This is a genomic window from Natronospirillum operosum, from assembly GCF_004768465.1.
GTDB lineage: Bacteria > Pseudomonadota > Gammaproteobacteria > Pseudomonadales > Natronospirillaceae > Natronospirillum > Natronospirillum operosum.
Window position 1 is genome coordinate 806,849 of sequence record NZ_SRMF01000001.1, and the last position, 22,215, is coordinate 829,063.

General features: G+C 61.2%; 19 protein-coding genes and 1 other RNA gene. 14 read left to right on the top strand and 6 right to left on the bottom strand.

What is annotated here, in order from left to right; genetic code table 11:
• Positions 1-106: 106 nt before the first annotated feature.
• From ffs to E4656_RS03820, 14 genes are all read left to right on the top strand, one after another.
• Positions 107-203: signal recognition particle sRNA small type (gene ffs, locus E4656_RS03755), an RNA gene on the top strand.
• Between the two features lie 110 nt (positions 204-313).
• On the top strand, positions 314-2,341 hold the full coding sequence (gene dnaX / locus E4656_RS03760; RefSeq protein WP_135481295.1) for a DNA polymerase III subunit gamma/tau: 2,028 nt from the start codon (positions 314-316) through the stop codon (positions 2,339-2,341).
• A gap of 45 nt (positions 2,342-2,386) precedes the next feature.
• Positions 2,387-2,713, top strand: coding sequence for a YbaB/EbfC family nucleoid-associated protein (locus tag E4656_RS03765; protein ID WP_135481296.1), 327 nt, complete (start codon positions 2,387-2,389; stop codon positions 2,711-2,713).
• A gap of 2 nt (positions 2,714-2,715) precedes the next feature.
• Positions 2,716-3,315: a recombination mediator RecR gene (gene recR / locus E4656_RS03770; protein WP_135481298.1), complete on the top strand. Its 600-nt coding sequence runs from the start codon at positions 2,716-2,718 to the stop codon at positions 3,313-3,315.
• On the top strand, positions 3,312-4,460 hold the full coding sequence (locus E4656_RS03775; protein ID WP_135481299.1) for a ribonuclease D: 1,149 nt from the start codon (positions 3,312-3,314) through the stop codon (positions 4,458-4,460). Before recR ends, E4656_RS03775 begins: the two co-directional genes overlap by 4 nt.
• Position 4,461: 1 nt before the next feature.
• Complete coding sequence (locus E4656_RS03780) at positions 4,462-4,761, top strand: YcgL domain-containing protein (protein WP_135481301.1); 300 nt, start codon at positions 4,462-4,464, stop codon at positions 4,759-4,761.
• Positions 4,758-5,204: a YcgN family cysteine cluster protein gene (locus tag E4656_RS03785; RefSeq protein WP_135481303.1), complete on the top strand. Its 447-nt coding sequence runs from the start codon at positions 4,758-4,760 to the stop codon at positions 5,202-5,204. Before E4656_RS03780 ends, E4656_RS03785 begins: the two co-directional genes overlap by 4 nt.
• A complete protein-coding gene (locus E4656_RS03790) occupies positions 5,204-5,596 on the top strand; it encodes a hypothetical protein (RefSeq protein WP_135481305.1) in 393 nt (130 codons plus the stop codon). The genes E4656_RS03785 and E4656_RS03790 overlap by 1 nt, the downstream gene beginning before the upstream one ends.
• 6 nt (positions 5,597-5,602) lie before the next feature.
• A complete protein-coding gene (locus E4656_RS03795; RefSeq protein ID WP_135481306.1) occupies positions 5,603-6,274 on the top strand; it encodes a YEATS-associated helix-containing protein in 672 nt (223 codons plus the stop codon).
• Positions 6,275-6,322: 48 nt separating this feature from the next.
• The gene (locus E4656_RS03800) at positions 6,323-8,632 is read left to right on the top strand and encodes a VWA domain-containing protein (RefSeq protein WP_135481308.1); all 2,310 of its coding nucleotides are present in this window, start codon (positions 6,323-6,325) and stop codon (positions 8,630-8,632) included.
• Between the two features lie 158 nt (positions 8,633-8,790).
• Entirely contained in the window at positions 8,791-10,449 is a 1,659-nt protein-coding gene (locus E4656_RS03805) for an AMP-binding protein (RefSeq protein WP_135481310.1), read from the top strand.
• 70 nt (positions 10,450-10,519) lie between these two features.
• Positions 10,520-14,461 carry an ATP-dependent RNA helicase HrpA gene (gene hrpA / locus E4656_RS03810; protein ID WP_135481312.1) on the top strand — a complete coding sequence of 1,314 codons (3,942 nt, stop codon included), beginning with the start codon at positions 10,520-10,522 and terminating at the stop codon, positions 14,459-14,461.
• 100 nt (positions 14,462-14,561) lie between these two features.
• Positions 14,562-15,707, top strand: coding sequence for a beta-ketoacyl-ACP synthase III (locus E4656_RS03815; protein ID WP_135481314.1), 1,146 nt, complete (start codon positions 14,562-14,564; stop codon positions 15,705-15,707).
• A gap of 38 nt (positions 15,708-15,745) precedes the next feature.
• Positions 15,746-16,147, top strand: coding sequence for a rhodanese-like domain-containing protein (locus E4656_RS03820; RefSeq protein ID WP_135481316.1), 402 nt, complete (start codon positions 15,746-15,748; stop codon positions 16,145-16,147).
• A gap of 22 nt (positions 16,148-16,169) precedes the next feature.
• Here E4656_RS03820 and E4656_RS03825 read toward each other — a convergent pair whose 3' ends face one another.
• The 6 genes from E4656_RS03825 to E4656_RS03850 all read right to left on the bottom strand — a co-directional run bounded on the left by E4656_RS03825 (position 16,170) and on the right by E4656_RS03850 (position 22,167).
• Positions 16,170-17,882 carry a potassium/proton antiporter gene (locus E4656_RS03825; RefSeq protein ID WP_135481318.1) on the bottom strand — a complete coding sequence of 571 codons (1,713 nt, stop codon included), beginning with the start codon at positions 17,880-17,882 and terminating at the stop codon, positions 16,170-16,172.
• A gap of 109 nt (positions 17,883-17,991) precedes the next feature.
• Positions 17,992-18,684 (bottom strand): SCO family protein, encoded by a 693-nt coding sequence (locus E4656_RS03830; protein ID WP_135481320.1) that lies wholly within the window; start codon positions 18,682-18,684, stop codon positions 17,992-17,994.
• Between the two features lie 18 nt (positions 18,685-18,702).
• On the bottom strand, positions 18,703-19,020 hold the full coding sequence (locus E4656_RS03835; protein WP_135481322.1) for a cytochrome C oxidase subunit IV family protein: 318 nt from the start codon (positions 19,018-19,020) through the stop codon (positions 18,703-18,705).
• A gap of 9 nt (positions 19,021-19,029) precedes the next feature.
• Positions 19,030-19,707 (bottom strand): cytochrome c oxidase subunit 3, encoded by a 678-nt coding sequence (locus E4656_RS03840; protein ID WP_135481324.1) that lies wholly within the window; start codon positions 19,705-19,707, stop codon positions 19,030-19,032.
• A 7-nt stretch (positions 19,708-19,714) separates the two neighbouring features.
• Positions 19,715-20,401, bottom strand: a complete 687-nt coding sequence (locus E4656_RS03845) for a cytochrome c oxidase subunit 3 (protein ID WP_135481326.1) — start codon at positions 20,399-20,401, stop codon at positions 19,715-19,717.
• Positions 20,398-22,167 (bottom strand): cytochrome c oxidase subunit I, encoded by a 1,770-nt coding sequence (locus E4656_RS03850; RefSeq protein WP_135481327.1) that lies wholly within the window; start codon positions 22,165-22,167, stop codon positions 20,398-20,400. Before E4656_RS03850 ends, E4656_RS03845 begins: the two co-directional genes overlap by 4 nt.
• Positions 22,168-22,215 lie beyond the last annotated feature (48 nt).

The following is a 22,215-nucleotide window of genomic DNA, read 5'->3' on the forward strand; positions in this document are numbered from 1 at the left end:
GACTGGTGTTTCGTACCCGCTCATTACCTCTTGAGCCCGGTCGCGTCAGCAGGTATAGTCCGCGCCTCGGGACTGACTGGTCAGTCCCACATTGTTATGGTGGCCCGTTCGGTCCCCCCGCAATGACCAACCACGAACCCCGCCAGGCCCGGAAGGGAGCAACGGTAGTGGTGACGTTATGTGCCGGGGTGTGGCTGTTCGGGCCATCTCCATTTCCGGCCCCTGTAAACGGATCCGGCGAACTGGCTTCTCTGGTACTGATTGCACCGAAAAGGTAGCATAGCGGGCTGATGCAACAGCAGACCCATATCGCATGAGCTATCAGGTTCTGGCCCGCAAATGGCGGCCGCAGCAATTCACCGAAATGGTCGGGCAGCGCCATGTGCTCAAGGCACTGGTCAATGCGCTGGATCAGGATCGGCTGCACCACGCCTATCTGTTTACCGGCACCCGAGGTGTGGGCAAGACCACACTGGCGCGGCTGTTTGCCAAGAGTCTCAATTGTGAAGAGGGCGTGTCTTCCACGCCCTGTGGTGTCTGTTCGTCCTGTGTCGAGATTGCCGAAAACCGCTTCGTGGATCTGATCGAGGTGGACGCGGCCTCGCGGACCAAGGTGGAGGACACGCGGGAACTGCTCGACAATGTTCAGTATGCGCCCACACGGGGCCGTTTCAAGGTGTACCTGATTGATGAGGTGCACATGCTGTCCAACCACAGTTTCAATGCACTGCTCAAGACACTGGAAGAACCACCACCACACGTCAAATTCCTGCTCGCCACCACTGACCCGCAGAAACTGCCGGTCACGGTGCTGTCGCGTTGTCTGCAGTTCAACCTGAAAAGCATGACGCCGGACATGGTGGTCGGTCATCTGCAGGATATTCTCCAGCGCGAACAGATCGAATTCGAGGCTGCGGCCCTGCTGCATCTGGGCAAGGCGGCCCAGGGCAGCATGCGTGACGCCCTCAGCCTGACCGATCAGGCCGTTGCCTATGGTCAGGGCGCAGTGCGCGAAGCCGAGGTGGCGGAAATGCTCGGTACCGTCGACACCCGGCAGGTGCTGGCTCTGATCGAGGCGCTGTGCCGACAGGATGCGCGGGCCCTGTTGCAGGCCGTCGAGCGGCTGGCGGAATTCACCCCGGACTGGCAGGCCATGATGGCCGATGTTCTGGCGCTGCTGCATCAACTGACCATCATGCAACTGGCGCCTGATTATCGGGCTCCCGCCCATGATGAGAGTCTGCGCGCCCTGGCCGCCCGGTTCGCGCCGGATGATATACAGCTTTACTATCAGCTCGGCCTGCAGGCGCATCGAGACCTGGAAGCCGCACCGGAGGCCCGGCAGGGCTTCGAGATGGCGCTGCTGCGCATGCTGGCCTTCGCCCCGGAAAAACCGACCGGTGCGCTGACACCGGCCGCCGGTGCTGCTTCGGCAGCTACCGATGGCGGCGCTGAAACAGGGGCCGCTGTCGAGCGTGCAGACGAACCCGCAGTACCGGCTCCCGGTGCGCAGGCGAACGCAGCCACCAGCGCCGATGAAGCAGCTCCGGAGGCCGCACCTGAACCGCCCGCAGCTGCTTCTGAACAGCCTGCAGCCCTTGTATCTGCAGCGGATCCGGAGCCGCCTGCGGCCATGTCGGAAGCGCATCCGGCTGCGGTGGAGCAAGCCCCCGAGCCGGCTGAACCGGCCGCCGAAGACACTGCCATGGCGACGGCCGAGACCACAGCCCCGGCAGTTGACGATTTGCCCTGGGGCCCCGATGCCGAGCCCGAGATCCAGTCCGCGCCGGTAACGACCGCCCCCGAGCCGGAGCCGCAGGCGCCTGAGCTTGAGTTGGCGTCGGCACAGGCCGAACCGCCACCGGTTGCAGAAATGCTGCCGCTGCGCTTTGATGTGGCCACACAGCGCGCTCTGGATCGCCTGGCCGACGAGCCGGAAGCACTGCCGGATTGCTGGCTGGATCTGATTCCGGCGCTGGAACTGAGTGGCGTCATGGAGAACATGGTCCGGCATGCCGTCGTCACCGCTTTCGAGGACGGCTTGCTGCGTCTGCATGTGGACCCCGAGTATCAGCGTCTGTATGAACCGCATTACAGGGAGCGCCTCGAAGCCGCCTTGCAGGCGCTGGGTATCGAAGTACTGCAGGTCAGTATCGAATTTGCCGAGGCAGATACGGAGACCTTTCACCAGCGGGCGCAGCGGGAGCGTCGGGAAGCCCTGGCGGCGGCCCGGGCCTCATTGGAAAATGACCCTCTGGTCATGACGCTGGTGCAGGACCTGGATGGCCAGTTGTTGCCGGACACGGTAGAGCCGGTTACTGATGGCTCGCGCACGGCCTGATGACGGGAAGAGAATTCAAATCGTAGCCAGACAGAGAGCACGACCATGATGAAAGGTGGAATGGGCGACCTGATGAAACAGGCGCAGCAGATGCAGGAACAGATGAAGAAGGCACAGGAAGAGATTGCCAGCATGGAGGTCACCGGGGAATCCGGGGCAGGCATGGTGCGCATCACCATGACCGGGCGTCATGATGTACGCAAGGTGGAGCTGGATGACAGCCTGCTGAGCGATGACAAGGAGATGCTGGAAGATCTGATCGCTGCCGCCATGAATGACGCCGTACGCAAGGTGGAAAGCGAATCGCAGAGCCGGATGTCCGGTCTGACCTCGGGCCTGAACCTGCCGCCCGGCTTCAAGATGCCGTTCTGACCATGGAAGCACTGGAGCAGTTGATCGTCGCCCTGCGGCGGTTGCCGACCATAGGTCCCAAGACCGCTCGCCGTCTGGCGCTGCATCTGTTGCAGCGTGATCGCGCCGCCGGGGCGGAGCTGGCGCGCAGTCTGAGTACTGCTCTGGATACCCTGCAGCCCTGTCGGCAGTGTCGGCAGCTCAGCGCCACCGAACTCTGTGGCATCTGCGCCGATGACGAACGCGATCAGCAAATCGTCTGTGTGGTGGAATCGCTGGATGAGCTGTACCAGATCGAGCAGACCGGCGTATTCAACGGGCGCTATTTTGTCCTCAATGGTCACCTGTCGCCGCTGGACGGTATCGGCCCCGAAGAGCTGGGTATACCGCAGTTGCTGGAACAGGTGCGTGGCGGTGGCATTCGGGAACTGATCATGGCCCTCAGCACCCAGGTGGAAGGCGAGGCCACGGCGCAGTACATTGCAGATCAGATCGGCCCCGAGGTCAGCCTTTCCACCCTGGCGCAGGGCGTTCCCATGGGACGCTCGCTCAATCACCTGGACCCGGCTACGCTGTCGGTGGCGCTCAGCAGCCGGGTTGCACGACAGACGGATGCCGAATGACCGATTACACCTGGATCAACACCCCCGAGGCACTGGCAGACTGTGTGACGCGTCTGCGTCGGCAACCCTTTGTGGCCATCGATACCGAATTCTTTCGTGAGCGCAGCTATTACCCCGCGCTGGGATTGTTGCAGATCGCCGATGCCGAGGGCTGCATGCTGATTGACCCGCTGGAGCTGGACGGACTGGCTGACCTGCTGCGCCCCTGGCTGACCGACCCGGCCTGCGAGAAGGTGTTTCACTCCGGCGAGGAAGATCTGGAGATTCTGGGCCGCCTGCTGGGTGAGCCGGTGCAGGGCGTCATGGACACCCAACTGATACAGGGCTTTGTCACCGGCGAGGCGTCCATGGGCTATGCCCGCATGGTGGCCGAGCGGCTGGATATCGAAGTGCCCAAGGATCAGACCCGCAGCAACTGGTTGCAGCGGCCGCTGAGCGAGCAGCAGTGCCAGTATGCGGTGAACGACGTGACCTACCTGTATCGGCTGTATCCGGCCATGCGTCAGGCGCTGGTTGATCTGGATCGACTGAGCTGGCTGCAGGAAGACACCGACCGCCTGGCCAGTCGGGTCCTGCAGCGTGATGACAGCCAGTATTATCTGCAGTTACGGCAGGCCTTCGAGCTCAATGGCAACCGGCTCTGGCTGCTGCAGCAACTGGCGCAGAAGAGGGAAGAGCGCTGTCGGATACTGGATCGCAATCGCAAGGCCGTGGTCAGTGATCCCGATCTGGTCACGCTGGCGCAGAAACGACCCGACAGTCTGGACCGCATCAGCCAGGTTACCGAGATCCGACCCGGAGTACTGCGGCATGAAGGTGACTGGATGCTGGCTCTGATTCAGGCCTCGCATACGGTCGACAGCAGCCAGTACCCCGAGCGCATTCAACCGCCGTTGCCGCGCGCGCTGACGGATCATTTCCAGTCCATGCGCGCGGTGCTGACAGAGCTGGCCAAAGAGCAGGGCCTGCCCCGCGAATATCTGACTCGCAAGCGGGATCTGGAGCGCTTCGTGCTGGAACGGTCACAGGGGCATGCCGCCTATGTGCCCGCAGCCTGGTCCGGCTGGCGCTGGGCCCTGTTCGGGGACCTCCTCAGTGAGCGCCTGCAGCAGCGGCTGCAGATTTCGGTGGAGCAGGAGGACTGACATGGAACGACAACTGGTCCGTATCTATCGCTCGCCACACAAGCCGGAAATGTATCTCTACGTGATCAAGGCCAGAGGTCTGCAGGACGTTCCCGAAGACCTGCTGGCCCATTTCGGCAAGCCGAAACAGGTCATGGACATGCTGCTGACGGCCGAGCGTCGTCTGGCCCGGGTGGAAGCGACGCGGGTGCTCGAACAGTTGGCCACCAGGGGCTACTACCTGCAGATGCCGCCGGCCGGTGATGACTACATGCTGGACCTGTACCGCGACACCGCTGACCGGTATCGGGATATTACATGAGTTCCGAGGCGCCTTTCTGGCAGCGCAAGACGCTGTCCGAGATGACCACGGATGAATGGGAAAGTCTTTGCGACGGCTGCGCCAAATGCTGCCTGCAGAAACTGGAAGACGCAGACAGCGGGGAGGTCTGGTATACCCGTCTTGTCTGCCGCTATCTGGATGCCAACTGCCGGTGTCGGGTCTACAGTGAACGGCAGCAGAAGGTGCCCAACTGTATCTGGCTGACCCCGGATGATCTGGACCAGCTGTTCTGGCTGCCGGATACCTGCGCCTATCGGCTGTTGCACGAGGGCCATGACCTTCCGAGCTGGCATCCGCTGCGAACCGACAAGCCGCTGTCGACGCTGAAAAAGGGGAAATCTGTGCAGCAGTGGCCTATTATGCCCGATGACAGCGTGCCGGAAGACGAGTGGGAAGACCACATCATATTCAAGGTGAACTGATGGAAGACTACACAAACTACATGCTGGGCTGGGTCATTTACGGGGTGGTTGGCACGCTGCTCTATGTGCTGCTGTGGCTGGGCATTCGCTGGATGCCGGGTCGCAACATGCGCTTTTTCCTGCGTGCCACCCTGCTCGCCATCCTGGTGGTGCCCTGGCGGGGCGAGGATCCGGAAGTGTATTTCGCACCAGTGATCATTGTGGGGGCCTTCGCCTTCATGGATACTGGCCCGAGTGCGGCTCTGCTGGAGTTACAGCCCCTGCTGGCCGTTATACTGGTTATTGCAGTGGTGACCCTGGTCAAGGAAATACTTGAGTTCGGTTGGCGCTGGCGTCGCCGGTCCGCCGATGATGGCACCGACGAGAAGAATAAAGACGAGGTTAAGGAGTAAGTCGAAATGGCAAGTCATGTTTTGGTTCTGATTGCGGTCATGCTGATGGCCGGGGTGTTTGGCGGGCTGGTGAATTACTACCTGCACGGCCAGCACGACCCGGAAATCGTCAGCCTGCCGCGCAGCCTGGTGGTCGGTGGTGCGGCCTCGTTTCTGATGCCGGTGGTGCTGAGCCTGCTGGGCAGTGATCTGGTCAACCAGAGTCAGGGTGATCCCGGCCAGTTGGTACTGTTTGCCGGTTTCTGTCTGATCGCAGCCCTGGCTTCCCGAGTGTTCATTGTCAGTACGACTGACCGCATCCTGCAGGTGGCCCGCGAAGCGCGTGAACGTGCCGAGACCCTTGAAGTGGGCATGCACAACTTTCAGTTGCAGATGAGCCCGCTGATCGAAAGCGAAACCGAAAACGAGTCGACCGAGGATGATAACCATGGCGTCATTCCGGAACCCGACGAAGTTGATGTCACGGCCACCAATGTCTTAAAGAGTCTGGGCAGCGGCCGATACATATTCCGTTCCTTGCGTGGCCTGTGCGTTGATACCGACTATGACGAGGGCACGGTCACCAAGACACTGAATCTGCTGGTATCGCGTGGCATGGCCGGCCGGGTCAATGGTATCAAGGGCGTGCGCTGGTATGTGACCGAACAGGGGCGGCGTTTCCTGCAGCAGATTATCTGACCATCGGGCGGTACAGCCGCCCTGCTGAATTGAGGAGTGTTAGGGCAGATGACGGCAGCCTGGAAGTATCGCATCGGTTGTATTGTGCTGGCACTGGTGCTGGCCCTGCCGGCCTGGGGGCAACAGCAGCCTCCTTTCGATCTGCGCATACTGGTCGATGTGTCCAGTGACATGGCAGAGAATGATCCGGACAATCTGCGCCTGCCCGCAGCCCATCTGCTGTTTGAACTCATGCCGGAAGGCAGTCGCTCCGGGCTCTGGACCTTCGGCCGCTACGTCAACATGCTGGTGCCCTATGGCACGGTGAATGCGGACTGGCGGCAGCGCGCGCGGGCGCGGGCGCAGGAGATCGGCTCGCCCGGCTTCAACTCCAATATCGGCGGCGCCTTCGAAACCGCCAGTTTTGATCTCGACTGGAGCACCGGTCACAACCCCAAGACCTACATCCTGCTCAGTGACGGCCTGGTCAATATCGAGCCCGATGCCGCCGCCAGCCGCGCCGAGCGTACCCGCATTCTGGAAGAGATTGTGCCGCGCCTGCGTGAGCACAACAGTGTCATTCATACCATTGCGCTGAGCGAGTACAAGGACCGCACCTTCATGGAGCAGGTGGCGAGTCAGACCGGTGGTCTCAGCGCTGTGGCAGAGCACCCGGAAGACATGCTGGCGCTGCTGATGCAGATTCTGAACATTTCGCTCGGGACGCAGGAAGAAGTCGGTATCGACGAAGATCAGCGCTTTCTGATCGACAGCACCATCAGTGAAATGACAGCGGCCGTGTTTCATGAAGGTGACCAGAACATCGTACTGATCAGCCCTTCGGGTGAGCGTTTCGAGGCGGACAATCCGCCGCCCCATACCCAGTGGGTCAGTACCGACAACTATGACGTTATTACCATCCGCACGCCGGCGGCGGGCGAATGGCAGGTTGAGGGCACGCTGGGACCGCAGTCCCGGGTTACCGTGGTCAGTGAACTGTCGCTGCAACTGGATGCCATTCCGCTGAATGTCGGGCCGGGCGAAACCATCCCCTTGCGGGCCGTGATGAATGATGCCGAAGGGCAGGTGACCGACAGTGACTTCCTCGACCTGATGACGGTCGAAGCCAGTCTGCTGCAGGAGGGTGAAGTTAGGCGCACCGTGTCATTGCAGCGTGGCTCGCCCGAGTTTGTCGGCCAGTTGACCATGCCCTCGGACGCCGGCAGCTACCAGCTTCGGGTTGAGGTCGATGGTCAGAGCTTCCAGCGCCGCCGGGTGTTCACGCTCAATGTGCGCCAGCCGCTCAGTGCCGAAGTGTCGGCAGGGGAGGCGGCCTACGAGATCCGTCTGTACCCCAATCTGCCGGATATACCGGCAGAGGTCGGGCGTATCGTGGCCCAGGTCACCGGCCCGGATGGCAGCACCCGTCTGCAGGCGTTCGAGCGCCGCGAAGCCGGGCACTGGTCGGTCGAGATCGAGCCGTTTGCCGGTGAGGGGCAATACAGTGCCGAAGTCGATGTGCAGTTCACCGGCGCCAGTCGCTGGACCGGTGGCATTCAGGTTGCACCCGTGGATCTGAGTTTCCCCGGCCAGGCCGGAATGCCGGTAGAGGTGTCCACGGTTGCACCGGTGCCGGTGCCGGAGCCTGAGCCGGAGTCCGTTCCCCCGGTGGCACTGGAACCGGTACCCAGTCTGGATGATCTGATGGCGCCGCAAGAACCGGCTCGACCGGAGCCTGAGCCGCAGCCTGAAACTGTACCGGCACCGGAAACGGACGCTGATCCGGTGCCTGCCCCCGAACCCGAGCCAGAAGAGTCGGCGGTGCCGGATCTGGACACCGAGCCACCACCAGCCGAGGCCGTCGACTGGATGCCCTATCTGATCGCAGCCGGCAGTGGTCTGGCATTCGTGCTGGTCTTCTACGCCATCTACAGAAAATTCGGTGGTGGTCGTGATGACGATGATCCCAGATTGCATGATGAGCTCAGCCGCAGTCAGCGTGCCGTCCTGAGCGAAGTTGAAGGCAAGGGCGCAGCCGATGACGAACTGGATCGGGAGCTGCGTGCCATGGCTGCGGGCGCGCCTGCGGCCAGCGATATACCGACGGTCAGTGATGTTGAAAGCGAAGACGAACTGTCCGTGCTGGATGACGACTTCGATCTGGAATCACTGGGTATCGGTGATGACAACGAGGGTGAGGACGGTGGCGCGAAGCAGACAGCACAGGATGCGCCGGAACGGCAGGGTGGGGTTGATCCTCTGGAACAGGATGACCCGTTTGCCGATGACGAGTTCGACATCAGCGATGATGATATCGACGACATGCTGGACGATACGCTGGCGGATGACAACAGGAAGGACGAGGAAGACAAACCCTGAAGGTCTGATATTACCCCGGCACTCCTCAACAATGCAGGCTCACGGCCTGCATTGTTGTTCTGGGTCCCCGAATCAGCCAGGGTAGAGGTTCACGGGCTTCAAGATGGACTGATAAGCCTCTAGACTACAGGGAGCCTAAACAACAGACAGGAGCTTCTATGGCCGCCAAGCTGCCGCAAGTGACTTACCCCGAGGGAATGAACGCAACCATCGACCTGAGTCAGTTCCAGTCGGTGCCTCAGTTGCTGGACAGGAGTCTGAAGGAGTTTGCAGACAAACCGGCTTTTTCCTGTATGGGCAGAACGCTGACCTATGGTGAGCTGGATCGCATGAGTGCGGATTTCGGCGCCTGGTTGCAGAACCATACTGATCTCGAACCGGGCGATCGAATCGCCGTGCAACTGCCCAATATCCTGCAGTACCCGGTGGTGGTGTTCGGGGCCATGCGGGCTGGCCTGGTTGTCGTTAACACCAACCCCCTGTACACCGAACGGGAAATGGAGCATCAGTTCAATGATTCCGGTGCGCGTCTGCTGGTGGTCTATGCCGGCATGGCGGACAAGGCGGTTCGGGTCAAGGGCAAGACACCGATAGAACAGATCCTGTGTACCGAAATCGCCGATTTTCATCCGCCGCTCAAGCGCCTGCTGATCAATACCGTGGTCAAGAAGATCAAGAAGATGGTGCCGGCCTTCGACCAGAGTGCCGTCACCCCGCTGCGCCAGGCCCTGGCCCAGGGCGCGGCCAGCCAGTTCAATCCGGTGGAACGTACCCAGGATGATCTGGCGGTGCTGCAATATACCGGCGGCACCACCGGCGTGGCCAAGGGCGCCGAGCTGACCCATCGCAATCTGATTGCCAACATGCTGCAGTGCTATGAGTTCTTCAAGCTGGCCCTGACCCCCGGGGAAGAAACGCTGGTTGCACCGCTGCCGCTGTATCATATCTATGCCTTCACCGTGCATTGCCTGGTGGTACTTGAAACCGGCAACCACAATGTGCTGATTCCGAATCCGCGCGACATACCCGGCTTCGTCAAGGAACTGCGCAAATGGCAGTTCAGCGGCTTTGCCGGTCTGAACACCCTGTTCGTGGCGCTGATGAATAACGAGGATTTTCAGCAGCTGGATTTCAGCAAGCTCAAACTCACCATCTCCGGCGGCATGGCCCTGACCCGCAATGCGGCCGAGCGCTGGGAAAAGATGACCGGCTGTACTGTCAGTGAAGGCTACGGACTGACCGAAACCTCCCCCGTGGTGTCGTTCAATCCGCCGGGCCATGCCCAACTGGGGACCATTGGCCTGCCGGCCCCCGACACCGAGGTGCGGGTGGTCAATGATGCCGGCGAGCCGCAGCCGGTCGGTGAGCCCGGCGAACTCTGTGTGCGCGGTCCTCAGGTCATGCGCGGTTACTGGAATCGACCCGAGGAAACCGAAAAGTCCCTGACCAGCGACGGCTGGTTCTCCACCGGCGACATTGCCGTGATCCAGGAAGATGGCTACATGCGCATCGTCGACCGCAAGAAGGACATGGTGGTGGTGTCCGGGTTCAACGTGTACCCGAACGAGGTGGAAGACGTGCTGGTGCAGCATGAGGCGGTCGTCGAGTCGGCGGTCATCGGTGTGCCGGACGAGAAAACCGGCGAAGCCGTCAAGGCTTTTGTGGTGACCAACCGTGAAGTCAGCGACGAGGAGCTGGTCAGGCACTGCAAGGAGCACCTGACCGCCTATAAGGTACCGCGCCTGTTCGAACGCCGTGATGAGCTGCCCAAGACCCCCGTGGGCAAAGTCCTGCGCCGCGAGCTGCGCGACGACTGAGCGCGAGCGTGACACCGAAGGCGCCCCCGACGCTGGCTAGGCAGGGGGCGCCTGCCCTATAATGCCCCGCATGTCTGAATCTTCCGCTCAACCCACTGCAACCACACCCTTTCAACCCGACTGGCGGCAGGCCCGCCAACTCACCGACAAGGTACTTTCGACCGACCGGCACCGGCTGGGGCGCCGCTTGCAGACACTGGAGCAGGAGGCGCGCTGCGGGGCTGACATACGGGCTGACTTCGAGCGCTGGCTGGACGCGACCGAGCGCAGCCTGCAGGCCGTGGTACAGCGTCAGCAGCAGACGCCGCCCGCCCACGTGGACGAAAGCCTGCCGGTGGGCGCCGAAGCGGACCGAATCAGGGCTGCGATCGAGGCCAATCAGGTGGTGATCGTGGCCGGGGAGACCGGCTCCGGCAAGACAACACAGTTACCCAAGATCTGCCTGCAGGCCGGCCTGGGCCAGCGCGGGTTGATCGGCCACACCCAGCCCAGGCGTCTGGCTGCCCGCTCGGTGGCCAACCGCATCGCCGAAGAGCTGCAGGTGCCGCTGGGTGAACAGGTGGGCTATCAGGTGCGCTTCACCGACGATACCGGGCCCTCCACCCAGATCAAGCTGATGACCGATGGCATCCTGCTGGCGGAAACCCAGCACGACCGCTTTCTGAACCGCTATGACACCCTGATCATTGACGAGGCGCACGAACGCTCGCTCAATATCGACTTTCTGCTCGGTTACCTGAAACAACTGCTGCCGAAGCGCCCTGATCTCAAGGTCATCATCACCTCGGCCACCATTGATGTGGACCGCTTCTCGAAACATTTCGATGATGCACCGGTATTCGAGGTCACGGGCCGGACTTATCCAGTCGAGGTGTTGTATCGACCGCCCATAGAGCACGAGGACTATGCTGCCGGTGGCCCCGAAGCCATAGTGGCGGCAGTGGAGGAGATTGCCGAACTCGAACGTGCCGGTGCAACACCACAGAAGGGTGGGGATATCCTGGTGTTTCTGCCCGGCGAGCGTGATATCCGCGAAGCGGCACAGGCGCTGCGTCACGCCAGTGTGCCACATCTGGATGTGGTGCCGCTCTATGCGCGCCTCAGTGCCGCCGACCAGCAGCGCGTCTTTCGGCCCGGCAAGGGGCGACGGGTGGTGCTGTCGACCAATGTGGCGGAGACTTCCATCACGGTGCCGGGTATCCATTATGTGATCGATAGCGGGGTGGCCCGCATCTCGCGCTACAGTCCGCGTTCCAAGGTACAGCGCCTGCCTATTGAAGCCATTTCCCAGGCCTCGGCCAACCAGCGTGCCGGACGCTGTGGCCGCATTGCGCCCGGGGTCTGTCTGCGTCTCTACAGTGAAGAGGATTTCAGGCAGCGCCCCGAGTTCACCGATGCGGAGATTCTGCGCACCAACCTGGCCGCTGTCATCCTGCAGATGCTGCACCTGAAGCTCGGGCGGGTGGACGAGTTCCCGTTTCTCGACCCGCCGGACAGCCGTCAGATCAAGGATGGCTATACCCTGTTGCATGAACTGCAGGCCGTCGATGAACAGCAGGGCATTACGCCGCTGGGCCGCCAGTTGGCCCGGTTGCCGGTGGACCCCAGGCTGGGCCGCATGCTGCTGGAAGCCGAGCAGCAGGGCAGTCTGGAAGAAGCCCTGATTGCGGTGTCCTTTCTGGCCACGCAGGACCCGCGCGAGCGCCCGGAAGGCAAGCAGACCCAGGCCCAGCAGAAGCACGCCCAGGATGCAGATCGGGACTCCGACTTCGCCACCGTCATCCATCTGTGGAACCGCTTCGAGACGCAGCGGCAGGCGCTGGGCAGCAATCAGCTCAAGCAGTTCTGCAAGCGCGAGTATCTGAATTTCCTGCGCCTGCGCGAATGGCGCGAGGTGCATCGTCAATTGCGCCTGATGTGCCGCGATATCGGATTGCGCTTCAATACCGAACCGGCGGGCTACGAGTCTCTGCACCGGGCCCTGCTGGCCGGCTTGCTGAGTCAGATCGCGCAGTGGAAGGAGGGCAAGGAATATACCCTGGCGCGCGGGCGGCGGTCGATTCTGTTCCCCGGCTCGCCGTTGTACAGGAAGCCGCCCAAATGGCTGATGGCGGCGGAACTGGTGGAAACCACCCAGCTCTATGCCCGCATGGCAGCCCGTATTGATCCGGCCTGGTGCGAGGCGCTGGCGCCGCATCTGATCAGGCGCAGCTATTCAGAACCGCATTTTGTGGCCAGGCGGGCGCAGGTGATGGCCTGGGAGCAAGTGACGCTGTATGGCCTGGTCATTGTCGGCCAGCGGAAGGTCAACTATGGCGCCGTCGATCCCCGTGATGCGCGGGAGATTTTCATCCGCCAGGGCTTGGTCGAGGCGCAGTACCAGACCAGGGCGCCGTTTTTCCGCCACAATCAGGCCCTGCTCGAAGCCGTGGAGACGGTCGAGGACAAGACCCGGCGCCGCGATCTGAAGGTCGACGACGAGGCTCTGTTCAGCTTCTATGACGCCCGCTTGCCGGAGGGCATCGTCAACGGCAAGGGATTCGAGAAATGGCGCCGTGAGGCGGAGGCAGAGCAGGCCGATACCCTCTATTTTGACGAGTCCATTGTGTGGCAGAACGAACCGGAAGCCGTGGCGCAGGCTTACCCCGACGAGTTTCGCCACAATGGCCTGGCCATTCCACTGGATTATCGCTTCGAGCCCGGGCAGCAGCATGATGGTGTCACTGCCAAGGTACCGCTGGCGGCCCTTGGTCAGTTGACGCAGGACCGCCTCGACTGGCTGGTACCGGGCCTGCTGGAAGAAAAGGCCATTGCGCTGGTGCGCGGTCTGCCCAAGGCCATTCGGCGCCAACTGGTGCCGGTACCGGATACAGTGCGCAAGGCTCTGGAAGGCGTGGAGGCCGATGATGTCGGCCTGACCGAAGTGCTGAGCCAGCGGCTGCTGCGCCTCAAGGGCGTGCGCATCCAGCCGGAAGACTGGCGCCGCGACCATCTGGAGCCCCACCTGCAGTTCAATGTGCGGGTGGTCGACGAGGATGGAAAGACGCTGGCCGAAGGACGGGATCTGGACCGGTTGCGGGCCGAGGTGGCACATGTCGAGGTGCGCCCGACCCAACGCGAGGCGTCGGCCCTGGAGCAGACAGGACTGACGGACTGGACCTGTGGTGACCTGCCGGACACCTATGGTGTCAAACAGGCCGGCATGACCATCAGTACCTGGCCGGCGCTGGTCGACAAGATGCATTCGGTGGCGGTGGAACTGTTCATGGACGCCTGCTATGCCGAACGTCAGCATGCTTTCGGCGTGGCGCGGCTGGCTCGTTTTCGACTGGCCGAGCAGCTCGACTGGCTGACCGGTCGACTGCCGAAGTTCAAACAGACGGCGCTCTATTTTGCGCCCCAGGGGCAGGTCCGGGATCTGCAGGACGACCTGCTGACCGCCATCCTGCTGGAAGCCGTGGCCGAAAACGGGCAGGGTGATTGCACTGTTCGCACCCAGGCCGGCTTCGAACAGGCCCTGGAGCAGGGGCGGGCGGAATTGACCGAGCATGCCGAGCGCCTGGCGCTGGAACTGCACGAGATACTGGCGCTCAAGCATCAGGTCAGCAAGGCGCTGAAGGGCAAGGTCAACTTTGCCCTGGCCTTCATGTATGCCGATATCAAGGCGCAGTTGGAACAGATGGTCCATGCCGGCTTCTTCAGCCGCACACCGCGGCGCTGGCGACATGAACTCAAGCGCTATCTGGAAGGCATGCAGGTGCGGTTGAACAGGGCCAGCGGCGTATCGCCGCACGAGCAGATGTATATCGAGGAACTGAACGGCTTCTGGTCCCGCTATCAGGCCAAGGCCGAGAAGCTGCAGAAGGAACAGCGCTACAGCCCGGAACTGGAAGATTTCCGCTGGCGTATCGAGGAGTATAGAATCTCTCTGTTTGCGCAGTCACTGGGCACGGTGGAAACCATTTCGGCCAAGCGGCTGGAAAAATACTGGTCTGAAATCAAGGGCCTGTGAACAGCACCGGGGTAATGTTGTATGACCCTGCTGCCATGGTCGACTGTGTTGCCCCGACTGTCTAAACTGACGGGCAACTTGCCAAAGAGAAGAAGAGGTCATGTCCCAGCACAATACAGAACATCCGATCAGTGCCGTTATCAGCGGCGTAGGCCTCTGGAACCCGGAAAACACCCTGACCAATGTGGAACTGGTGCAGGTGCTCAACGCCTATGCCGATCAGTTCAACGAGACCCATGCGGCAGACATAGAAGCCGGCAAGGTGGAACCGGTGGCTAAATCCGACCCGGATTTCATCGAGAAGGCCAGTGGTATCCGCCAGCGTTATGTCTACCGGAAAGACGGCATTCTGGATGTCGACCGCATGCGGCCCCGTATTCCCAAGCGCCGCGATGACGAGCTGTCACACCAGGCCGAAATGGGTCTGAACGCCGCGCGCAAGGCACTGGCAGCCGCCGGCATAGAGGGCTCGGACCTGGATGCCGTTATTGTCAGCTGTTCCTACACCGAGCGTGCCTATCCGGCCATTGCCATCGAACTGCAGAGTGCACTGGGTTGTGAGGGCTTCGGTTTCGACATGCTGGTGGCCTGTTCGGCCGCCACCTTCGCCCAGCACCGGGCCTATGACATGATCAGGTCCGGCAGCGCGCAGCGGGTACTGGTGGTCAACCCGGAACTGACCTCACCGCAGGTCAACTACCGGGACCGTGACAGCCATTTCATCTTCGGTGATGTGGCCACGGCGGTGGTTATCGAGCGCGGTGATCTGGCGCAGAGCGCACATCAGTACGAGATTCTGGGCACACGCGCCAAGACGGTGTTCTCCAACGCCATCCGCTCCAATTTCGGCTATGTCTCGCGCACGCAGGATGTCGACCCCTTCGACCCGGACGCGCTGTTCCATCAGGAGGGCAGGACGGTATTCAAGGAAGTGTGCCCGATGGCGGCAGCACACATCACCGGACACCTCGAAGCCCATGACCTGACTCCGGCCGATGTGACGCGCTGGTGGCTGCATCAGGCCAATATCAACATGAATCAGCTGATCACCAAAAAGCTGCTGGGCCGACCGGCAGACGGTGACGAGGCACCCATAGTGCTGGACCGATACGCCAATACGGCCTCGGCTGGGTCCATCATTGCCTTCAGTCTGTATCACGAGGACCTGCAGAGCGGGGATTACGGCGTGATCTGCTCCTTCGGTGCCGGCTATTCGATTGGCAGTCTGGTGATCCGTAAGCGGTGAAGATAACCCTCTCAAAATTTATACCGTTATCTGTAGCGATGCTCATTTTCACTGCCTGCGCGCCCGAGCCTGATACGGATTTTGATCTGAGCAACGCCCACATCATCGACACCCGGGAAAGGCCGCAATGGGCCATACGGCATGTGGAAGGGGCGCGGCATATAGACTGGGACTGTATCGTGCTGGGCGTGCAGGAACTGGGCATCGGGGAGAGCGAATCCATAGTACTGTACGGTAGCAGTGCCTCGGCCGCCGGGCGGGCCGAGACCAGCCTGCGCAATATGGACTACGTGAAGGTGCGCAATGCCGGCAGTCTGGACCAGGCTGCAGATTTGCTGGGGAGGCCCATTGTGCGGCCGGAGGTCACAGCTCCGGATGCGGATGATGAGGCCATCCATGCCGCCTGCACAGAGCGCCGCCAGATACGCGGCGGGCTCTAGTCAGCTCCACAGCTTCAGAGAGTCAGGCCAGCAACTTGAGGCCGACCTTCTCGCAGCGGTCGCCCTGCATGTCACGTACGACCAGCTCGATGCTGCCCAGCCTGACTCGATCACCCACCACAGGACGATCGAACTTCCGGTTCAGATAGGAGTGCAGGGTATGGCCCTTGCTGTCTTCCGGCAGAGGGAACCCATACATCATGGCCAGCGCCTCCAGCGAGGTGTTGCCATTGAGCACGAATTCGCCGAAGAACTTCTTGTCGCTGAGGCGGCCGGGCACCTTGACGGTCACAAAGACCCGGTCCAGCAGCGCAATCTGTGATTGCGGGCAGGCCAGGTAGATGGTGTCGCCCAGGTTCAGGGTGCCGCATTCGTAGACACTCATGACGCGTTTTTCCCGTACCAGCAAGGCCGGCTTGACGCCTTCCGGCAACGTCAGCTCGGCCGGCGGGCGGTTCAGTACCGGGCTTTCACCGGTAATCTGATAGCCCACCAGTTCGTACTCGGGCTGCCCGGGAATATCCAGCTCGACCCGCTGTACCATATTGGCATTCGGCGGAATGTCGACCTGCAGCCAGCGGGCCACGAAGGGCAGACTCCAGCCCTGCAGCACCAGCGACACCAGCACCACGAAGAAGGCGACATTGAAGAAGGTGCTGGCACCTTCGGCGCCCATCAGGAGCGGGAAGATGGCCAGGATGATGGGCACTGCACCGCGCAGACCCACCCAACTGATGAACAGCTGTTCGCGCCAGGCAAAACGAAATGGAAACAGGCTGATCACCACCGCAATCGGGCGTGCTATGAAGATCAGGCCCAGGGCGATGATCAGTGCTTCCAGACTGGTCGGCAGCAGCTCGCTGGGAGTGACCAGCAGGCCCAGCATCAGGAACATGATGATCTGACTCATCCAGGCCATGCCGTTGTGGAAGCGGCGGATGTTCTGCGCCGACTGCATCCGGCTGTTGCCCATCAGGACACCGGCCAGGTAGATGGCCAGGAAGCCGCTGCCGCCGGCAACCGATGTGGCACCGAACAGGGTCAGCCCCAGAGCCAGTGCGAGCAGTGGATACAGCCCTGGCGACAGGGGCAGGGCATTGATGGCGCGGGCGGCCACCCAGCCGCCGCCAATGCCGAGCAGAGCCCCCAGGCCCATCTGACGCAGGAACTCGAACAGCACCATCAGGTCGAGGCCGGTCTGACCGGACAGAATCAGCTCCAGTAATACCACGGTCAGGAAAATGGCCATGGGATCGTTGCTGCCGGACTCGATCTCGAGCGTTGCCGCCACCCGCTGCTTCAGCTCCAGCTTGGCCGTGTGCAGCAGCGAGAATACCGCCGCCGCGTCGGTGGAGCCGACGATGGCACCCATCAGCAGCCCGTAGAGTGGCGGCAGACCCAGCACCCAGGTTGCCAGCAGGCCGGTCAGCACAGCCGTCACCAGCACGCCAACGGTGGCCAGCGACACGGCAGGCTTGAGGCCGACCCGGAAGTTGTTGCGGTCCGTATGCAGGCCACCGTCGAACAGGATCACCGCCAGCGCCAGGCTGCCGATCAGGTGGGCGAGCTGAATATCCTGAAACATCAGGCCCAGGCCTTCTTCGCCCAGCACCATGCCGATGACCAGGAACACCAGCAGCAGCGGGGCACCAATGCGTGCAGACAGAATGCTGGCGGTAATGCTGACCAGAAACAGCAGCCCGACAAACAGAATGATCTGGTTACTGAGATCCATCGAGTGGCAGGTCTCCCCAATCCGTTACTGCAGCATTGTAACCTGTTTGAGTCGCCCTGTGGGTTCAGGGATGTCCTGGATAATACAGGAACCCTGTTGTGCGGGGGTGTCAGCCGTCCAGATGCTGGCGCACTCTCAGATAGTCCCGCAGCAGTGTGGTGGCAGAGAAGTGGACCATGCCATGTTCGGAATAGGCGGGCTCGAACACCGCCTGCAGGCGACCCCCTGGGTTCAGCAGGTAGACCTTGACGCCATGGTTGACCGGATAGCTGTCATCCGGATAGGGCTCGCCAAAACGATCGAACTCGGGAATCTCGTAGACGATGCCCAGGCTGCGCTCGAACGCTTCGAAGCGATTGTATACATGGCCGTTGAGGGTCAGCCCGGTGGCCCGGGGATGAAAGAAGGGCACATAGTCGGCGAGCGCTGACGCCGTGTCACGCTCGGGATCAACAGTGTAGAACAGCAGGTCCAGATCATCATAGGGACTGCCATCCTGCTCCAGTTGACGCACCACGGAGGCCATGGCCGCCAGGGTGCCGGGGCAGATGTCGGGACAATGGGTGAAGCCGTAGGTCAGCAGGTGCCAGCGGCCCTGCAGGTTTTCGTTGCTGAAGGGTTCCTGCCGGTGATCGGTCAGGGTGAACTCGGGCATCGCGGCCGCCCGGCCCATAACGACTCCCTGTACCTCGGGCAATGCCTGGGCTCGGTAGATCAGCCAGCCGGTCACTGCAAGCCCCAGGCACAGGCCGAGGGACAGCAGGACCAGCAGCAGTCGGGTACGTGGCGTCAGCGTAGCCATGGTGTCGTCACGTCATGTTCAGCGGAAGAAGAATTCCAGCCGCAGATTGTGGATGTAATTGCCTTCAATGGCAGAAATGGCAACCAGCACAAAAATCACCAGTGTGGGCAGCCCAAGCAACAACTGGAGCGACAGTCGCTCCCATTTGACGTGCATGAATACACGCAGGATTACCCAGGCCTTGAGCACCATGAAGAACAGCACCAGGGTCCAGCGCCAGAAGCCTTCAATACCGATGTATTCCACCAGATAGGAGAAGAAACTGAGTACGAAGAGCAGGCCCCATACCTTGAGAAACAGGCTGATCGGCGGCGTATGATGTGTTTCAGTGGTCATGTCTGCCTCCTACAGCAGGTAGAAGAATGCGAATATGAATACCCACACCAGGTCTACAAAGTGCCAGTAGAGACCAGTGATCTCGACGACGGCATAGCCCTTCTTGTCATATAGGCCTCGGTGTACTCTGATTGCCATCACGATCAGCAGGATCACCCCGCCCAGCACGTGCAGGCCGTGGAAACCGGTGACCATGAAGAATACGGCACCGAACTGGGAGGCTCCATGCGGGTTGCCCCAGGGCCGGATATCGTAGTGGACGATCAGCTGGTACCACTCGAAGACCTGCATGCCGAGGAAAGTGGCGCCGAGCAGGGCTGTCAGCCCCATGAACATGACCGCCTTGCGCTTGTCTCCCCGATAGCCGTAGTTGACCGCCATGGCCATGGTGCCACTGCTGGTGATCAGGATGAAGGTCATGATCGCAATCAGCAGCAGCGGGAACTCGTGCCCGAACATGGTCATCGTGAAGATGGCTTCGGTGTCGGGCCAGGGTTCGACAGCGGACATTCTGACCGCCATGTAACCGATCAGGAATATGCCGAAGATGAAGGTATCCCCCAGCAGGAAGATCCACATCATCAGCTTGCCCCAGGGCATGGCAAAGGTTTCCTTGTCTGCCGACCAGTCGGCTACCACGCCGTCCCAGGTACTCTGCACCTCTGATTTATCCGTTTTCGCTGTCATGGTTCTGTCACCCCAAACCGCAAAGAATGGCTATGGTTCTGTAGGTTTCCGGAGACCGGGTCAGCAGCACGAACAGGACGAGCCACAGACCCAGCAGATAATGCCAGTAGGTGGAACAGAGCTTCAGGCTGCGCTCCAGCCGCTCGATGGCCGCACGGCGCCAGATCAAGACCAGTGCTCCGAGCATGATAACCAGGCCGCCCGCCAGATGCAGTGCATGCACACCCGTCATCAGATAGAAATAGCTGTGCGACGGGTTGCTGACCAAGGTATGGCCCATGCTGTGCAGATCGCGCCACAGCCACAACTGGGCCAGCATGAACTGCAGCGAGAAGAAGGCCGCCACCAGCGTGAAACCGATCGCCTGGCCCATCTGGCCCTGGCGCGCCCTGGTCAGGCCCAGATGCATCATCAGGCTGGCGAGTACCAGTACACCGGTGTTGATCCAGAGCTGGGTGGTGCTGGCCAGAGGCTTCCAGGGTTCACCGGTCAGGGTTTCAAAGCCCGGATACTGCGAGTGCGCGATGAATGTCAGGAAGAACAGCATGAATATCACGCTGACAATCACCAGAAAGATATGCAGCATGGTCTGGCGGCCGGCAAAGACGTCCTCGGGTCCGGTAGCCGAGGCTGCTGCGGCAGCGCTGGTGGCCGGATCCCAGGAACGCTCGGTGAGACGTGCGATCAGGTTCATGACGACTTGCCCTCGGTCTGCCCGGCGGCGGATTTCTCCAGCATCTCACCCTGCGGCACCGTCTGGGGAATGAAGTCCTGCGTCGAATTGGGCACGCTGTAATCATAGGCCCAGCGATGCACCACCGGCAGCTTGTCACCCCAGTTGCCATGTTTCGGGGGCACATCCGGGGTCTGCCACTCGAGCGAGGTGGCACCCCAGGGGTTCTTGCCCGCCTCGCGGCCGTGCCTGAGCGTCCAGATCAGGTTGAGGATAAAGACGGCCTGGAAGGCAATCAGGATCAGCGCAAAGACGGTAATGCTGGCATTCAGGGCATGGGTGGATTCCGGCATGAAGGCCGTGTCACCCATGGCGAAATAGCGCCGGGGTACACCCATGAAGCCCAGATAGTGCATTGGCAGGAAGACGGCATAGGAACCCAGGAAGGTGGTCCAGAAGTGAACTCTGGCCATGCCTTCATGCATCATGCGGCCGGTGATCAGCGGATACCAGTGATAGATGGCGGCAAAGATGACCATGACGGTGGAGACGCCCATGACCATGTGGAAATGCGCCACCACGAACATGGTGTCGGCCAGCGGCACATCAACAATCACATTGCCCAGGAACAGGCCGGTCAGCCCGCCGTGGATAAAGGTGAAGATGAAGCCGATGGCAAACAGCATGGGCGGGGTCAGCCTGATGTTGCCCTGCCACAGCGTCAGCGTCCAGTTGTAGACCTTGAGTGCCGTGGGTACGGCGATGATCAGCGTGGTGGTGGCAAAGAAGAAGCCGAAGGGCAGGTTCATGCCACTCACATACATGTGGTGCGCCCAGACCAGGAAGCTCAGGGCGCCAATGATGACAATGGCCCAGACCATCATGCGGTAGCCGAAGATGTTCTTGCGCGCATGTGTTGCCAGAACATCGGACACCATGCCGAAAGCGGGCAGGGCGACGATATAGACTTCCGGGTGGCCGAAGAACCAGAACAGGTGCTGGAACAGCAGCGGACTGCCGCCGCTGTGGTCAACAGCATTCCCCAGCGACACCAGGGTCGGCATGAAGAAACTGGTGCCGAGCAGCAGGTCCATGGCCATCATGATGGCACTCACCAGTAGCGCCGGGAAGGCCAGCAAGCCCATCCAGGAGGCAATGAAGATGCCCCAGATGGTGAGCGGCATCCGCATCAGGGTCATGCCGTGCGTACGCGCCTGCATGATGGTGGTGACATAGTTCAGGCCGCCCATGGTGAAGGCGACGATGAACACGGCCAGCGACAGGATCATCAGAATGATGCCCCATTCATTGCCGGGCGTGCCGGGCAGAATGGTCTGTGGCGGGTAGAGCGTCCAGCCGGCCCCTGTCGGGCCACCGGTCACGAAGAAGCTGGCCAGCAGAATAATGACCGAGACAAAGTAGAACCAGACACTCAGCATATTGAGGTAGGGGAAGGCCATGTCCCGGGCCCCCACCATCAGCGGAATCAGGTAGTTGCCGAACCCGCCCAGCAGCAGCGCCGTCAGCATGTAGACCACCATGATCATGCCGTGCATGGTCATGTACTGCAGATAGGTATTGGGGTTGATGAAGCTGAAGGTATCCGGGAAGCCCAGTTGCAACCGCATGAAGGCCGACAGAATCAGGGCCACCACGCCGACGAAGATGGCTATCACGGCATATTGAATGGCAATGACCTTGTGATCCTGACTCCAGACATACTTGGCTACGAAGCTGGTCGGATGGTGATCATCCATCGGTTGATCAGCAATTGGGACATGGGTCATGTTAATTTTCCTCTGCAGACGGTCACTGGCCCGATTGAGTGACGGGTC

Excerpts from the sequence above, each read along its gene's own strand:
- E4656_RS03850 (WP_135481327.1), bottom strand. The coding sequence starts at position 22,167 with ATGACCCATGTCCCAATTGCTGATCAACCGATGGATGATCACCATCCG.
- E4656_RS03805 (WP_135481310.1), top strand. The coding sequence starts at position 8,791 with ATGGCCGCCAAGCTGCCGCAAGTGACTTACCCCGAGGGAATGAACGCA.
- dnaX (WP_135481295.1), top strand. The coding sequence starts at position 314 with ATGAGCTATCAGGTTCTGGCCCGCAAATGGCGGCCGCAGCAATTCACC.
- E4656_RS03830 (WP_135481320.1), bottom strand. The coding sequence starts at position 18,684 with ATGGCTACGCTGACGCCACGTACCCGACTGCTGCTGGTCCTGCTGTCC.
- E4656_RS03775 (WP_135481299.1), top strand. The coding sequence starts at position 3,312 with ATGACCGATTACACCTGGATCAACACCCCCGAGGCACTGGCAGACTGT.
- E4656_RS03835 (WP_135481322.1), bottom strand. The coding sequence starts at position 19,020 with ATGACCACTGAAACACATCATACGCCGCCGATCAGCCTGTTTCTCAAG.
- E4656_RS03800 (WP_135481308.1), top strand. The coding sequence starts at position 6,323 with ATGACGGCAGCCTGGAAGTATCGCATCGGTTGTATTGTGCTGGCACTG.
- E4656_RS03845 (WP_135481326.1), bottom strand. The coding sequence starts at position 20,401 with ATGAACCTGATCGCACGTCTCACCGAGCGTTCCTGGGATCCGGCCACC.
- E4656_RS03790 (WP_135481305.1), top strand. The coding sequence starts at position 5,204 with ATGGAAGACTACACAAACTACATGCTGGGCTGGGTCATTTACGGGGTG.
- E4656_RS03780 (WP_135481301.1), top strand. The coding sequence starts at position 4,462 with ATGGAACGACAACTGGTCCGTATCTATCGCTCGCCACACAAGCCGGAA.
- E4656_RS03765 (WP_135481296.1), top strand. The coding sequence starts at position 2,387 with ATGATGAAAGGTGGAATGGGCGACCTGATGAAACAGGCGCAGCAGATG.
- E4656_RS03815 (WP_135481314.1), top strand. The coding sequence starts at position 14,562 with ATGTCCCAGCACAATACAGAACATCCGATCAGTGCCGTTATCAGCGGC.
- E4656_RS03785 (WP_135481303.1), top strand. The coding sequence starts at position 4,758 with ATGAGTTCCGAGGCGCCTTTCTGGCAGCGCAAGACGCTGTCCGAGATG.
- E4656_RS03795 (WP_135481306.1), top strand. The coding sequence starts at position 5,603 with ATGGCAAGTCATGTTTTGGTTCTGATTGCGGTCATGCTGATGGCCGGG.
- E4656_RS03825 (WP_135481318.1), bottom strand. The coding sequence starts at position 17,882 with ATGGATCTCAGTAACCAGATCATTCTGTTTGTCGGGCTGCTGTTTCTG.
- recR (WP_135481298.1), top strand. The coding sequence starts at position 2,716 with ATGGAAGCACTGGAGCAGTTGATCGTCGCCCTGCGGCGGTTGCCGACC.
- hrpA (WP_135481312.1), top strand. The coding sequence starts at position 10,520 with ATGTCTGAATCTTCCGCTCAACCCACTGCAACCACACCCTTTCAACCC.
- E4656_RS03840 (WP_135481324.1), bottom strand. The coding sequence starts at position 19,707 with ATGACAGCGAAAACGGATAAATCAGAGGTGCAGAGTACCTGGGACGGC.
- E4656_RS03820 (WP_135481316.1), top strand. The coding sequence starts at position 15,746 with ATGCTCATTTTCACTGCCTGCGCGCCCGAGCCTGATACGGATTTTGAT.